This window comes from Hymenobacter setariae (assembly GCF_007713685.1).
GTDB classification, from domain to species: domain Bacteria; phylum Bacteroidota; class Bacteroidia; order Cytophagales; family Hymenobacteraceae; genus Hymenobacter; species Hymenobacter setariae.
This window is the reverse complement of the sequence record NZ_VMRJ01000006.1, coordinates 171,997-185,138: the sequence shown is the minus strand read 5'-3', so window position 1 is coordinate 185,138 and position 13,142 is coordinate 171,997. Positions and strand designations below refer to the sequence as shown.

Here is a 13,142-nt window from a genome sequence, read left to right as displayed (position 1 = left end):
AGGGGGAGCCGGATGCCTTTTGGATGAGGGCTCTGCTTAAAAAACTTAGGGAGAGAGGAAGCACTGCTATTATTGATAAAATCAGTTTTAAAAAATCGTCAGGCTCCCCCTCTCCTGGAGGATTCCGCGCATTAAGCGGAGAAGGGGCCGGGGGTGGGGTTTCACGTTAGCACTCACTCGACCCGCAGTGCCGGCGTTTCTAGGTAGTTTTTCATCTCCGAGACCAAGACTTCTTCCCCTTTTGCCAAGCCACTCAGCACCTGTACATAGTCGGTGTTGCTGTCACCGAAGCGCACTACCCGGCGCACGGCCCGGCCGCCGGTCAGCACAAACACTGGCTGCTCTTGCCCACCTTGGTAAAAGGGACCGTTTTTGACGCGCAGCACGGCGCGATGGGCGCGCGTTATCACGAATACATCGGCCCGCAGATTGGCGCGCAGGCCCGGGTGGTGGTCGTTGGCGAGGGTGGCGTAGAAGGTTACGGTGCCTTTGTCCACGGCGGGGCTGATGCTAGCTACCGTGCCGCGCAGGTCGGAGCCCGGCCCTAGGCGCACCAGCACCGCGTCGCCGGGGTGCAACTGGTCGGCGTAGGTGTCGGCCAGGGTGGCGCGCACCCGGTAGCGGCTGAGGTCGGCCACGCGGGCCAAGGCATCGCCAGCCTGCACGGTGGCACCTAGGTTGTCATTTACCCAGGTTAGCACGCCGGGCTGCGGGCTGCTGATGTCGGCCTGACGCAGCTTACCGGCTTGCTCTGCAATGCTGCGCTGCTGCATCGAAACGGTAAAGCTCAGCTCGCGGCGGTCGGCGGCGCTGGCTTGGCGCTGGTTGGCGAGTTGGTGGCGTAGGCGCTCGGCTTCGAGGCGGGCGGTGCTCAAGTTCAGTTCGGCTTGGCGCACAGCCTCGGCAGTGCCGCCCCCAATGTCAAGCAGGTGCTGCTCGTCGCGCAGGGCCGATTGCAGGCTACTCACTTTCAGCGCTTGGGCTTCTTGCTGGGCTTGCAGGTCGGTAAGACTACGCGCCAGAGTGAGCTGCAATTGGGCGTTCTTATTTTGATTGCGCAGCTGCTCGTCGTCGAGCTTGGCCAAGGTCGAGGCAGCCAGGTCTTTGTCGAGCTCCAGAATGGTTTGGCCGGGCTGCACCCGCGTGCCCACCGCCAGCGCCACCCGGCGAATGGTGCTCTGGATGGGGCTCACCAGCACCGCCTCGCGGGCCGGAATGACGGTGCCAGCGGCCGTGAGCGTGGCATCTACATCGCCCGTTTCGACTGTCGCCGTGAGTATGTCGACCCGGCGCAGGCTGGGCTGCAGCACCGTGCGCAAACCCAGTGCTGCCACAAGCGCGGCAGCTAGGGCACCTAGGCCCAGCAGCCAAGCGCGAAGCTGGCGGCGGCGTTGCGTAGTAGTCGATATAGCTCTGTCCATTGGTGGGCAAGTAGGTAGCGGGTTGCTATCTACTAAGCCAAGGGGCGTGCCAATGATTTAAATATCTATTAAAAAGACACTTACAACAATACCCTGCCTATTATTCACCCTTCCCTATGTCCAATAGTGGGCGATGTGTCCGATAATGGACAAGTGGGCTCTACCCCCTACCCTAGGGCCACTACTTGAGCTAGTGAGCAAGCAGCAGCGAAGTGCTTTCGCCAATAGCTGCATACGGCTGTGCAGCACGCGTATACAGCTCTTATTTATCAGCTTAAAATAGCAATAAATTCGGCCTAATGCGTTACCTTCGTGGTGGGTGCTAGTGCCCTTGTCGTTGTGATTATCCGCTACATTCCTAACTTCTGCCTGCAGCATGACCCATCCTTTAAAGTACTGCGGCTAGAATGGGTAGCCCTGAGTAATCCGCAGCTGCTCCGCACGAGTGCGCAGCAGTTGCTAGCGCTGCTGCGGCAGCTAGAAGTGCGCCACTTGCTGCTCGATATGAACAGCCTTCCCGACTTGCAGCTGACCGACCAAGAGTGGCTCGGCACCCACTGGATGCCCGGCTTGGTGGCCCTAGACCTAGAGCGGCTGGTGCTAGTCATTGACAGCCACCGCGTGCACAACCAACTGGCTGTCGACGCCCTCCACGACTTGGTACATCCGGCTATCCGCTTCAGCTCGCACTACTTTGCCGACGTGGCCTCGGCCCTAGACTGGCTTACCGATGGCTCGGAGCGGCTGCCAGCGCTAGCGGCCGAATGGGACGCCCGCTACCCAGTGCCCGCCTAGGTAGGCTCCCCGCCCCCGCTGCCCCGAAAGGCAGGCATGGTGGCCTCGCCCGCCGCGGCAATGCCACGCCGCCCCAGAACCCGCCCAGCCGTGCGCCACAAAATGCGTAGGTCGAGCCCTAAGCTTTGGTGGTCGACGTACCAGTTATCCAACTCAAACTTTTCTTCCCACGAAATGGCGTTGCGCCCATTGACTTGGGCCCAGCCCGTAAGGCCGGGGCGCACCAAGTGGCGACGCGCCTGCCGCGGCGAGTACAGCGGCAGGTACTGGGGCAGCAGCGGACGCGGCCCCACCAGGCTCATGTCGCCGCGCACAATATTCCAGAGCTGGGGCAATTCATCGAGCGAGGTGGCTCGTAGCCAGCGCCCTAGGCGCGGCAGGCGCTGGGCATCGGGCAGCAGCTGCCCGGTAGCAGGGTCGCGGGCACTGGTCATGGTTTGGAGCTTGTAGAGCGCGAACAGCTGGCCGCCCAGCCCCGGCCGCGCCTGCCTGAATAGCCAAGGGCCGCCATTTTGCCACGCAGCTAGCCCCGCACCCAGTACTAGCAGCGGCAGCGTGCCTACCACCAGCGGCAGAGCCACGGCCAAGTCGAGCAGGCGCTTGCCAGGGTATGCAGGGAGAATAGCAGCCATAACACAAAGATGCCAGCCGCCATCTTTGCGGCTATGCTCACCTTCCCCAACGCCAAGCTTAACCTAGGGCTGTACGTGACCGCCAAGCGGCCCGATGGCTACCATGCCCTCGAAACCGTGTTCCTGCCTCTGCCTTGGACCGATGCGCTCGAAGTACTGCCCGCCCCCAAAGGCCAGGCTGGCACCAGCCTCGCGCTTACGGGCCGGCCCATTCCGGGTGAGGCAACTACTAACTTGTGCGTCAAGGCCTATGAGCTGCTCAAGGCTGATTTTCCGGCCTTGCCCTTTGCCCAGATGCACCTGCACAAGCTGGTGCCCATCGGCGCCGGCCTAGGGGGTGGCTCGGCCGATGCTGCCTTTGCCCTGCGGGCCTTGGCCGACGTGTTTGAGCTGAATCTCAGCGTGGCGCAGCTCGAAGGCTATGCCCGCCGCCTGGGGGCCGACTGTGCCTTTTTTATTCAGAATAAGCCGTGCTTGGCTTTGGAAAGGGGCGACGTTTTTGAGCCCATCAGCCTCGACCTACGCGGCACGCCTTGCGTGGTGGTGTATCCGGGCTTGCACATTAGCACGGCGCAGGCGTTTGCGGGCATCGTGCCCCAGGCGCCCAGCATCTCGTTGCGCGAGGCCCTAGGTCAGCCCATGAGCACGTGGCGCGACACAGTCAGCAATGACTTCGAGGCGTCGCTGGCGCCCGCTTACCCGGTGCTGGCCGACATCAAGGCGCAGCTCTACGCCGCGGGCGCGGCCTACGCTAGCCTTTCGGGCTCGGGCTCGGCGGTGTATGGGCTATTTCCCGGCGCTAGTGAAGCGCCCGCCCTGGCTTGGCCTAGCGACTATTTGGTGTGGCGCGGGCAGCTGTAGCCAGTGGCTTAGGCAATTGCCTCGGCGGCGGTGCGGCGAGCGCGACGCTGGTTCCACTGGTCGAGTACGGGGTGCACTAGCACGCTGGCCAAAATCAAAATGGTACCTAGGTAGAAGCCACCCGACATTTTCTCCTGCCCAAAGCCTGGCACGCCTAGCACAAACATAATCTGGGCCAGCACGATACCGTATACCGGCTCTAGGTTAATGGTGAGGTTGACGACGAAAGCCGAAATGCGCTTCATCAGCTCGACAGAAGAGGAGAAGGCATATACCGTGCACACGCCCGCCAGCAGCAGCAGCCACAGCCAGTCGAGGCCGTGCAGCGCCAGGCGCAGCCCCTGCGTGAAGTAGCGGCTGTAAACCGGGAAGAACAGCGCGATACTCAAGCAAGCGCCGGCCATTTCGTAGAAAGTAAGCTTGACCGGCGCGTGGCGCTTGACCAGCTGCGAGTTGAGCACGCTGAACAGCGCCGACAACCCCGCCGACGCCACTGCCACCAGCAAGCCGGTGAGCTGCGTAAACTCGGCCTGAGAAATGAGGTACAGCCCCACCATCGCCAGCAGCCCTAGGCCCACTTCGTAGGGGCGCACGCGGCGCCACAGCAGCAGAGGCTCGAGCAAGGAAGTCCACAGCGCTAGCGTGGCCAGGCCCGCCAAGCACACGCTCACCGAGGAAAGGCGCGCGGCCAAGAAGAACGTAATCCAGTGCGCCGCCACCAGCGCCCCCACACCTAGCAGCTTTAGGGCCTCGGAGCCCGCCACGCGCCAGCCCGTGCGCCGCACCACCAGCAGCCCCGCCAAGCCGAGGGTGGCCAAAGCCGTGCGCCAGAAAACGAGCTCCACGGGCGGCACGGTCAGCAGCTTGCCCAGAATGGCCGTGAAGCCCCAGAGCAGGACGATAAAATGTAGCTTCAGGTAGTCTTTTAACATGGTTGTTCGTGCGTGGTAGTTGGTGCTTGGGTTAAGACAACGGCCTCACCTACACATAGAACCCAAGCACCAAGCACTATGCACCAAGCATCACTACCTATTTCGGCACGAAGCGATAGAGCACCAGCCCAATGGCCGAGAACACCATGCCCGGAAACCACGCCGCCAGCAGCGGCGGCATGCTGCCCACCTGCGCTAGGTTGCGGCTCAGCATCACGAAAATGATGAAAATGAACGCCAATACGAAGCCTAGCGCAATTTGCCCGCCCACGCCGCCGCGGCTTTTGCGCGCGCTCAATACCACGCCGATGAAAGTGAGAATGAGAATATCAAACGGATAGGCGTAGCGCTCGAATTTCACGCTCAGATATTGGTCGGTATCGTCGGAGCCACGCAAGATTTTATTGTCAATCAGCGCATCTAGCTCGGGCGAGGTCAGCGTTTCGGCCAGACGGTAAGTATTGGCGAAGTCCTTTGGATATAGGTTCAGCGTGGTGTCGCGGGCCGGGATAGTTTGCAGTGATTCGTCCTGGTTGCCCCGAAACGAGCGCACTAGCTGCTGCGACATTTTCCAGACGTGCTTGGTGCTGTCCCAGCTTAGGTTGTCGGCTGTCATGCGGCGGCGCAGCACAGTGCCATCGATGGTTTCGAGGGCAAAGTGGTAGCCGGTATTGCTGCCGCTGCTGTAGCTCTCCAGGTACACATAGCTTTTAGGGCCAATTTTCATGTGCACGTTGCGGCCTTCATACTTGTAGGGCTCTTTCACGTGCAGCGACTCAAAAAGCACTATTTCCTTGGTAGCCTTCGGGATAACCCAGCCCACCAGCCCAAACGTGAGCGCCCCGATAATGGCAGCCCCCATGAGGTAAGGCACCAGTAGGCGCATAAAGCTCATGCCGCTGGCTAGCATGGCCACAATCTCGGTGCGCGCCGCCAGCTTCGCCGTCACAAACACCACCGCCAAGAAGATAGTAATCGGCGAGAGCAGGTTGGCGAAGTACGGAAACAGGTAGATGTAATAGTGCGTGAAAACGTGCCCAAACGACAGGTTATGGTGAATAAAATCGTCGTTTTTCTCGGTGTAGTCAATCACGCAAATCACCGACACCAGCATTACCACCGTGAAGAAAAACGCGGTGAGAAACTTGACGATGATGTATTTATCTAAAAGTTTCATTCTAATGATACCTAAGGTCGCCTGTCATTGCGAGCGCAGCGAAGCAATCTTTCCTTTAACGTTCGCCTACTTCTCCAACGTCTGCTAATTCATTCCAATAAGGATTTAACTCGTTAATCAGAGCTAGCTTCTTAGCCCGTGAGCCCGCTTTCAGTTGCTTTTCACGCTCGATAGCCACCGCAACGCTCGGAGACTCTTCGAAATAAACCAATTTATTTATCTTATACCGTTTTGTAAAGCCCTCATGCGCACCTGCTTTGTGCTCAGCTACTCGCCGCGCCAAATCGTTTGTGACCCCGATGTAGAGCATTGTATGATTTTGGTTAGTAAGAATGTAGACATAGTAGGTTCTCATGTCCTAGCAGGCAGTGCGAATGTGAAGGAAAGATTGCTTCGCTACGCTCGCAATGACAGACGATTTTGGCACTACCTAGACGCGTAGCCTTACAAACGAGTCATCAGCTTTTCAACCATGCCCGGTTTCCACGCTGCAAACGTGCCGGCTAGGATTTGCTTGCGTGCCTCCTTCACTAGCCACAGATAAAAGGTGAGATTGTGCGCCGAAGCAATTTGTGCGCCAAGCATTTCCTTAGCCTGGAACAAGTGGCGCATGTAGGCTTTGGTGTAAAACGTGCTGACGTGGCCACCTAGGGTTTCATCGATGGGCGAAAAGTCTAGCTCCCACTTCTTATTAGTCACATTGATGATGCCTTGGGTGGTGAAGAGCATGCCGTTGCGCGCATTGCGGGTCGGCATCACGCAGTCGAACATATCAACACCTAGGGCGATGTTTTCGAGGATGTTGGCCGGCGTGCCCACGCCCATGAGGTAGCGCGGCTTGTCCTGCGGCAGGATGTCGCAGACTAGCTCGGTCATCTCATACATCAACTCAGCGGGCTCGCCCACACTGAGGCCACCGATGGCGTTGCCGGCGCGGCCCTGCTCGGCAATGAACTCGGCCGACTGCTTGCGCAGGTCTTTAAAGGTGCTGCCCTGCACGATGGGAAAAAGGTTTTGCTCGTAGCCGTAGAGCGGCTCAGTGGTGTCGAGGCGCTGGATACAACGCTTGAGCCAGCGGTGCGTCATATCCAGGGAGCGGCGAGCGTAGTCGTACTCGCAGGGCCAGGGCGTGCATTCATCGAAGGCCATAATAATATCGGCCCCGATGCGGCGCTGAATATCCATCACGCCTTCGGGCGAAAACAGGTGCTTGCTCCCGTCGATGTGCGAGCGGAAGGTGACGCCCTCCTCTTTAATCTTACGGGTACCGCTGAGCGAAAACACTTGGTAGCCACCGCTATCGGTAAGAATGGGCCGGTCCCAGCCGTTGAATTTGTGCAGGCCACCCGCGGCTTGCAGTACATCGAGGCCCGGGCGCAAGTAGAGGTGGTAGGTGTTACCTAGGATAATCTGGGCCTGCACATCTTGCTTGAGCTCGCGCTGGCCCACGGCCTTCACGGTGCCGGCCGTGCCGACGGGCATAAAGATGGGCGTTTCGATGGCGCCGTGCGCGGTCGTGAGCAACCCAGCGCGGGCTTTGGTGCCCGGGTCTTGGGCGAGGAGGTCAAAAGTCATGGTCAAAAAAGCACTGGGCCGAAGGCCGGGCAACTGGCCAGGCGCGGCGGATAGTTCCGGCGCGGCCCTAGGCCCGCGGCACTCCTACAAAGGTACTTCGGACAGGCGCGCTGCTTATTCAGCGAATAAGGCCAACACTGGGCCGCCCCTAGCCGTACCTTTGCGGCATAGTCCTGTGTTGTTGCCCCCGCTTACCTCGCTCCCGCCGTCGCTTATCTTGTTGCCGCTGCTATTGGTGCAGCTCTGGTATTGGGCGCAGTATTTTCGGCCGTTTACGCGGCGGCCTATCGAGGCGCCGGGCGATGAGCCCGGCCCCGATAGCGAGCCGATTTCGCTCATCCTATGCGCCCACAACGAGCTTGACAACCTGCGCGAGCTGGTGCCCATTTTGCTCAAGCAAGATTACCCGGCAGGCTTCGAGCTGGTGCTCATCAACGACCGCAGCCACGACGAAACCGAGTTCTACGCCCAGCAGCTGGCCCAGTATTACCCCGGTCGCTTTCGGCTCGTGACTGTGACGCACACACCAGCAGGCTTTTCGCCTAAGAAATACGCACTCACGCTCGGCATCAAGGCTGCCCGCTACGAGCGGCTGCTGTTCACTGACGCCGACTGCCGCCCTGTCACCTATGATTGGCTGCGCCTCATGCAGCGCGGCTTCAGCCAAAAAAATGGCGCCGACATGGTACTTGGTTTTTCGGGCTACACCGAAGAGCCCGGCTTGCTCAATCAGCTCATTCGCTACGAAACGCTGCTCACGGCAGCGCAGTACCTAGGGCTGGCTTGGGCTAGCCGCCCCTACATGGGCGTGGGCCGCAACCTAGCGTATACTCGCCGTATTTTCCAGGCCACCAAGGGCTTCGCCAGCCACATTCGGCGCCTGAGCGGCGATGATGACCTGCTGGTGCAAGATGCCGTGGCCCTAGGTGCCCGCGTGGCCGTAGTGGCCGACCCGGCTGCCCAAACCCTGAGCGAGCCCGCTCGTACTTGGGCGGGCTGGTGGCGCCAAAAACGCCGCCACCTCTCGGCTGGCAGCCGTTACCGCGCGCCCGACCGCTTTCGACTTGCTATATTTATGGGCAGCAATGTCCTTTTCTATTTGCTGACGCCGGCCGTATTGGCAGTTTCACTTTCCTCCGAAAATATTATATCTTTGGGAGTATTGTGGCTGGCTCGAACATTGCTGCTGCTACTGGCTTATATACCACTAGCCCGCCGCCTCGGGCAAACGCTGCCAGCCGCTGCGCTGCCCTTTTTTGATTTTCTGTACCTCGCTTTTTATTGCGCCTGGGGCCTTTCGCTCTTGGTGCGCCGACCGCTCCAATGGAAGTAAACCCCGCTGATATTCAGAAACAGTTTTCGTCTAAAGCCCGGCATGACTTCAAACTCATCCGCGCCGCCGTGGACAACGGCGACGAAAAGGCCTACGCCGAGCTGATGCAGATTTACAAGAAGCCGGTGTTTCACGTCGTACTCAAAATGGTGCGCAACCCCGACGATGCCGAAGACCTCACCATCGAGGCCTTCGCTAAGGCTTTTCGTAACCTGCACAAGTTCAACCCCGAATTCGCGTTTAGCACCTGGCTGTTTCGCATCGCCACCAACAACTGCATCGACTTTATTCGCAAGAATAAAATCAAGACGATGAGCATTGACTCGGCCGTGAAAATGGGCGATGGCGACGAGATTCAGCTGGAGTTTCGCGACAACGACCTCAACCCGGCCGACACGACGATTAAGAACCAAAAAATCGAAATCATGCGCCACGTCGTGTCGCGCCTCCCCGATAAGTACCAGCGCCTCGTGAGCTTGCGCTACTTCGACGAGCTCAGCTACGAGGAAATCGCCACCGAGCTGAAGGCACCCCTAGGCACGGTGAAAGCCCAGCTGCACCGCGCTCGTGAGTTGCTCTTCGACATGGTGAAGGACAAGAAAGAGTTTATTTAATTATTAAGCTGCTACTGCTCTCCCCGCCTGTCATTGCGAGGAGGAACGACGAAGCAACCTTTCCTTTACATGTCGCTGGCGTTTGCGAACGCTAGTTGGCGCGAAGGAGAGGTTGCTTCGTCGTTCCTCTTCGCAATGACACACGTTTTTTATGTCTCTACTCACTAAATACTTCCCACAGCTCACGCCGCACCAGCGCCAGCAATTTGCGGAGCTCGAACAAGAGTTTAAAGCCTGGAATGCGCAGATAAACCTAGTGGCTCGCACCGATACCGACAACCTGTTGGAGCGCCATATTTTGCACTCGCTGGGCATTGCCAAGGTGGTGCAGTTTCCGGCGGGCAGCGCCGTGCTCGATGTGGGCACGGGCGGCGGGCTACCGGGCTTGCCACTAGCCATCATGTTTCCTGAGGTGAAGTTTCACCTGGTCGATAGCATCGGCAAGAAGATTAAGGCGGTGCAGTTTATGGCCGGAGCGCTAGGCCTTGCCAATGTGACCGCTACCCAAACCCGGGCCGAGCAAGTGTCTGAGAAGTTCGACTTTGTAGTAAGCCGTGCGGTGGCTCGCCTAGCCACGTTTCACCCCTGGATTATGCACAGCTATAAAAAGCACCCGGCCGCGGGCGCTGGGCTGTACTACCTCAAAGGAGGCGACCTAGGGGAGGAAATTGCTGAAAGCGGCCTCGTAGCCCAGGTAATTGATTTGAAAGACTTTTACGAAGAAGAGTTTTTCGACACCAAGAAGGTGGTGGTGGTACCAGTATAGCGCCACCTAGGGCTACTTGCCAGGCGCGGTGTCGGCCAAGGGCTTCTGGGCAAACCACTGTTGCAGCCGCTCCATGAGGTGGTTGCGCAGGTTTTCCTCTTGGCCAGGCTGCGCATAGGCGCGGAAAGCCACCGTCATGGTAGCGCCGGGCTTGAGGGCTACCAGCACCACCTGCGGGGCGGGTGCATCGGGCACCTCATGGTCGTGGCGCAGCAGGGGCAGCACTTGTTGGCTCAAGGCCTCAAAATCGGTACTGCTGTCCAGTTCCAACTGAATATCGACTAACGTCCGCTGTGGGTGGGCTTTGTTGACGATAACCCCGTTGGAGGTGGCGCCATTGGGCAAGATGGCCGTGTCGCCCTGGGGCGTGAGCAGGATGGTATTGAAAATCTGGATGGCCTGCACCGTGCCGGTGCGACCCTGGCTCTCGATGACATCACCAACGGTGAAGGGCTTGAAAATCAGAATAAGTACTCCACCCGCGAAGTTGGCCAGCGTGCCTTGCAGCGCTAGGCCCACGGCCAAGCCCGCGGCCCCCACAATGGCCACAAACGACGTGGTCTCGAAGCCCACCATGCCCGCCGCCGACATGAGCAGCAGCACCTTGAGGGCGATACTGAACATGCTGGTGAGGAACGAGCTCAGCGACACATCAAGCCGCGCCGTAGCGGCGGCCACCAGGCGGCTACCCCAGCCAATAAGCCACCAGCCCACTACCAGCATCACAATGGCCGAGAGCAGCCGGGGCACATAAAGCACCGCGAGGTCTTGCAAGCGCTCTAAGTAAAAACCAACTTGGTGCAGGGCGATAAGGGAAACGGCAGGCATAGCGAAAACAGTAAGCGAAAGGCTAGTAGCAACGGTGACATGTCCTTTTAGGTTGAGCCTGTGCTTTGCAGCTACTGATTTTAAACACCTTACGCACCTAGGGCATTTTTGCGGGCGGCGGCTAGATGCTCCCTATTTCTCACGGGGAAGTGCCGCGGCCGGCAGTAGTGTCACGGCCGTGATGCGGTCGCCGATGTCGAGGCGCTGCACCACGTCGAGGCCGCGCACTACCTGGGCAAAAATGGGATAGCGGCCGTCGAGGTGCGGCGTGGGTAGGTGCGTAATAAAGAACTGACAGCTCTCGGTGTCTTTGCCAGCCGAAGCTAGCCCCACAGCGCCCGCCCCGTAGGTAAGCTGGGCCAACTCCGAGCGCAGGGTATAGGGCGTGCTACCCGAGCCATCGCCGCGCGGGTCGCCGCCTTGCACCACGAAGTTGGGCACCACGCGGTGGAAATACAGCCCGTCGTAGAAGTGCTGCTGCACCAGTGTTACGAAGCTGGCCACCGCACCCGGCGATTCCACTACTTTCAGCTCCAGCTCCACTACGCCCTGCGTGGTAGCCAGGCGCACGCGCTGGCCTACTGGCACGCGCTGCACCACAGCCCAGTCGATGGGGTGCTGCCCGGCCGTGCCCCGCGGAATGGGCGTGGGAGTTGCTGCTTTCTCAAGCTTATCAAGCGCTTGTTGCAGTGCAATCCACGGCTCGATTTCGCGCGGTAGCGCCAGCTTGTCGCGGGCCTGGCGCAGAGCGGCTAGGTCTTCGGGTTGGGGAGCAGGCACCAGCTTAGAATCGGCCATAGCCTCGGCGGCGGTACTAAGCTGGGCCTCGTCGCCGCCCGCCAGGGCGTGTCGCAAAGCCACCGTAAAATCGGCCTGCCGGGCGGTGGGGAAGCTCTTGCTTCCACGCATGGCCACCAGGGCACCTAGGGCAGTGCCGGGCACTACGGGCGGGCCGGTGGTAAGGGACGCTTGCTTGGCTATAAAGTCAAACTGCGCCGGGTCCTCCCCTAGGGCCGTAAGCAGGGCGGCTTTTTCGTATTGGTTGGGCGTGCGCTGGTAACGGCCACGGATGCTGTCGGCAATGGCTGGGCGCTGGGCGGCAGGTGCGTGGCGCAGGGCTGCTTGCAGCAGAGTGGCGCGGGCACGGAAGTGCTTATTATCCGTTGCCAGCTTTAGCAAATTAGGGAAAGCTTGGTTAAATGCGCTATCTGGCTTTGCCCTTAAAAACCATTCAGCAGCTACAAGTGACTCTTGGGCCAATGTGCTATTCAATTCATTACCGAGCACTTTCTGAGGCATAAGCAGCCCACGTGTTACTGCCGCATGCTGCGCTATGGACAACCGGGTCGCTGACGGCGACATTGCATTGAATTTTAATGCATTATGCAATACGCGCAGGGCTCCGATACGTACTCGGTGGTCAGTATCGAAACGAGCTGCTGTTGCTAATGCGTCGTATGCCACTGGCCGCGCTACTCGTCCCAGCGCCGTGGCGCAGTTGGCTCGCACGAAATAATTCGGGTCCGAGCTTAGCCCTTTCAACAATACAGGCAGCGCCACCCGCGCCAACGTAGAGTCCTGGCCCCGCATGCGGGTAAAAGCAGCCGAAGCACCCGTTCGAGCCGCCAGCACTTGGTTTTTCTGACCTAGGAGCTTGCTAGCTTGGCTTACCGCTTCGGCCGGGACTAGGCCGCGGAGGGCGGCACGATACAAACCCCAGGCGCGGCCGGGCGCAGCGGCGCTGTCAGGGCCGGGCACTCGGATGGTCCATAGCTGGCTGACCGAGCGCTTGGTCACGCAGCGCCCTAGGGCCTCAAAAGTGGCGCGGCGGGCTAGGGCGTCAGCTTCGGGCTGCGCTAGGCGCTGACCTAGGGCGGGTACGGCGGTGCTGTCGCCGGTTTGGCCGAGGGCGTAGGCAGCGGCGCGGCGCACGGCGGGCGCGGCATCGCGCAGCAGTGGTAGTAGCGCGGGCACGGCCTTCGCATCTTGCACCGAGCCTAGGGCCTCGGCAGCAGCGGCGCGGTAGACAGGGTTTTTATTGGTGAGGAAGGGCAGCAGCTCGGCGGTTTTGCGCTCGTCCTGGGCAGTGGCAATGCGCCGGCGCGTGGCATCGGCATAGGGGTGCGCGGGCGGGGCCGCTGCTTGGGTAAGCAACGGTAAACCAAGCAGGAAGAAGTAAAACGAACGCATAGCAGGCACAAGATGAAG

General features: G+C 59.8%; 13 protein-coding genes. 5 read left to right on the top strand and 8 right to left on the bottom strand.

Features of this window, described 5'->3' with window-relative positions; translation table 11 throughout:
* Positions 1-173: 173 nt before the first annotated feature.
* Complete coding sequence (locus FNT36_RS21585) at positions 174-1,421, bottom strand: efflux RND transporter periplasmic adaptor subunit (RefSeq protein ID WP_144852020.1); 1,248 nt, start codon at positions 1,419-1,421, stop codon at positions 174-176.
* Between the two features lie 339 nt (positions 1,422-1,760).
* Between FNT36_RS21585 and FNT36_RS21580 the strand changes: the two genes are divergently transcribed.
* Positions 1,761-2,216, top strand: coding sequence for a hypothetical protein (locus FNT36_RS21580; protein ID WP_144852018.1), 456 nt, complete (start codon positions 1,761-1,763; stop codon positions 2,214-2,216).
* Here FNT36_RS21580 and FNT36_RS21575 read toward each other — a convergent pair.
* A complete protein-coding gene (locus FNT36_RS21575) occupies positions 2,213-2,848 on the bottom strand; it encodes a sugar transferase (RefSeq protein WP_144852016.1) in 636 nt (211 codons plus the stop codon). The genes FNT36_RS21580 and FNT36_RS21575 overlap by 4 nt on opposite strands.
* A gap of 9 nt (positions 2,849-2,857) precedes the next feature.
* Between FNT36_RS21575 and ispE the strand changes: the two genes are divergently transcribed.
* Positions 2,858-3,709 (top strand): 4-(cytidine 5'-diphospho)-2-C-methyl-D-erythritol kinase, encoded by an 852-nt coding sequence (gene ispE / locus FNT36_RS21570; protein ID WP_233636132.1) that lies wholly within the window; start codon positions 2,858-2,860, stop codon positions 3,707-3,709.
* 8 nt (positions 3,710-3,717) lie between these two features.
* On the opposite strand, the gene FNT36_RS21565 is transcribed toward ispE, so the two are convergent.
* The 4 genes from FNT36_RS21565 to tgt form a co-directional block, all read right to left on the bottom strand.
* On the bottom strand, positions 3,718-4,641 hold the full coding sequence (locus FNT36_RS21565) for a DMT family transporter (protein ID WP_144852014.1): 924 nt from the start codon (positions 4,639-4,641) through the stop codon (positions 3,718-3,720).
* A 97-nt stretch (positions 4,642-4,738) separates the two neighbouring features.
* Positions 4,739-5,818, bottom strand: a complete 1,080-nt coding sequence (locus FNT36_RS21560) for an LptF/LptG family permease (protein ID WP_144852012.1) — start codon at positions 5,816-5,818, stop codon at positions 4,739-4,741.
* A 55-nt stretch (positions 5,819-5,873) separates the two neighbouring features.
* The gene (locus FNT36_RS21555) at positions 5,874-6,173 is read right to left on the bottom strand and encodes a GIY-YIG nuclease family protein (protein ID WP_144852010.1); all 300 of its coding nucleotides are present in this window, start codon (positions 6,171-6,173) and stop codon (positions 5,874-5,876) included.
* 89 nt (positions 6,174-6,262) lie between these two features.
* On the bottom strand, positions 6,263-7,393 hold the full coding sequence (gene tgt / locus FNT36_RS21550) for a tRNA guanosine(34) transglycosylase Tgt (RefSeq protein ID WP_144852008.1): 1,131 nt from the start codon (positions 7,391-7,393) through the stop codon (positions 6,263-6,265).
* A 217-nt stretch (positions 7,394-7,610) separates the two neighbouring features.
* Between tgt and FNT36_RS21545 the strand changes: the two genes are divergently transcribed.
* The 3 genes from FNT36_RS21545 (at position 7,611) to rsmG (ending at position 10,106) form a co-directional block, all read left to right on the top strand.
* On the top strand, positions 7,611-8,726 hold the full coding sequence (locus FNT36_RS21545; RefSeq protein WP_233636131.1) for a glycosyltransferase: 1,116 nt from the start codon (positions 7,611-7,613) through the stop codon (positions 8,724-8,726).
* Positions 8,717-9,340 carry an RNA polymerase sigma factor gene (locus FNT36_RS21540; RefSeq protein WP_144852004.1) on the top strand — a complete coding sequence of 208 codons (624 nt, stop codon included), beginning with the start codon at positions 8,717-8,719 and terminating at the stop codon, positions 9,338-9,340. Before FNT36_RS21545 ends, FNT36_RS21540 begins: the two co-directional genes overlap by 10 nt.
* Before the next feature lie 151 nt (positions 9,341-9,491).
* A complete protein-coding gene (gene rsmG / locus FNT36_RS21535; RefSeq protein ID WP_144852002.1) occupies positions 9,492-10,106 on the top strand; it encodes a 16S rRNA (guanine(527)-N(7))-methyltransferase RsmG in 615 nt (204 codons plus the stop codon).
* A gap of 12 nt (positions 10,107-10,118) precedes the next feature.
* Here the strand turns inward: rsmG and FNT36_RS21530 are convergent, their stop codons facing one another.
* Both FNT36_RS21530 and FNT36_RS21525 read right to left on the bottom strand, forming a co-directional pair.
* A complete protein-coding gene (locus FNT36_RS21530; protein WP_144852000.1) occupies positions 10,119-10,934 on the bottom strand; it encodes a mechanosensitive ion channel family protein in 816 nt (271 codons plus the stop codon).
* Between the two features lie 132 nt (positions 10,935-11,066).
* A complete protein-coding gene (locus tag FNT36_RS21525) occupies positions 11,067-13,124 on the bottom strand; it encodes a peptidylprolyl isomerase (protein WP_233636130.1) in 2,058 nt (685 codons plus the stop codon).
* Positions 13,125-13,142 lie beyond the last annotated feature (18 nt).

Coding starts and splice junctions, on each gene's coding strand:
- FNT36_RS21530 (WP_144852000.1), bottom strand. CDS start 10,934: ATGCCTGCCGTTTCCCTTATCGCCCTGCACCAAGTTGGTTTTTACTTA.
- rsmG (WP_144852002.1), top strand. CDS start 9,492: ATGTCTCTACTCACTAAATACTTCCCACAGCTCACGCCGCACCAGCGC.
- tgt (WP_144852008.1), bottom strand. CDS start 7,393: ATGACTTTTGACCTCCTCGCCCAAGACCCGGGCACCAAAGCCCGCGCT.
- FNT36_RS21585 (WP_144852020.1), bottom strand. CDS start 1,421: ATGGACAGAGCTATATCGACTACTACGCAACGCCGCCGCCAGCTTCGC.
- FNT36_RS21555 (WP_144852010.1), bottom strand. CDS start 6,173: ATGAGAACCTACTATGTCTACATTCTTACTAACCAAAATCATACAATG.
- FNT36_RS21540 (WP_144852004.1), top strand. CDS start 8,717: ATGGAAGTAAACCCCGCTGATATTCAGAAACAGTTTTCGTCTAAAGCC.
- FNT36_RS21525 (WP_233636130.1), bottom strand. CDS start 13,124: ATGCGTTCGTTTTACTTCTTCCTGCTTGGTTTACCGTTGCTTACCCAA.
- FNT36_RS21565 (WP_144852014.1), bottom strand. CDS start 4,641: ATGTTAAAAGACTACCTGAAGCTACATTTTATCGTCCTGCTCTGGGGC.
- ispE (WP_233636132.1), top strand. CDS start 2,858: ATGCCAGCCGCCATCTTTGCGGCTATGCTCACCTTCCCCAACGCCAAG.
- FNT36_RS21560 (WP_144852012.1), bottom strand. CDS start 5,818: ATGAAACTTTTAGATAAATACATCATCGTCAAGTTTCTCACCGCGTTT.
- FNT36_RS21575 (WP_144852016.1), bottom strand. CDS start 2,848: ATGGCTGCTATTCTCCCTGCATACCCTGGCAAGCGCCTGCTCGACTTG.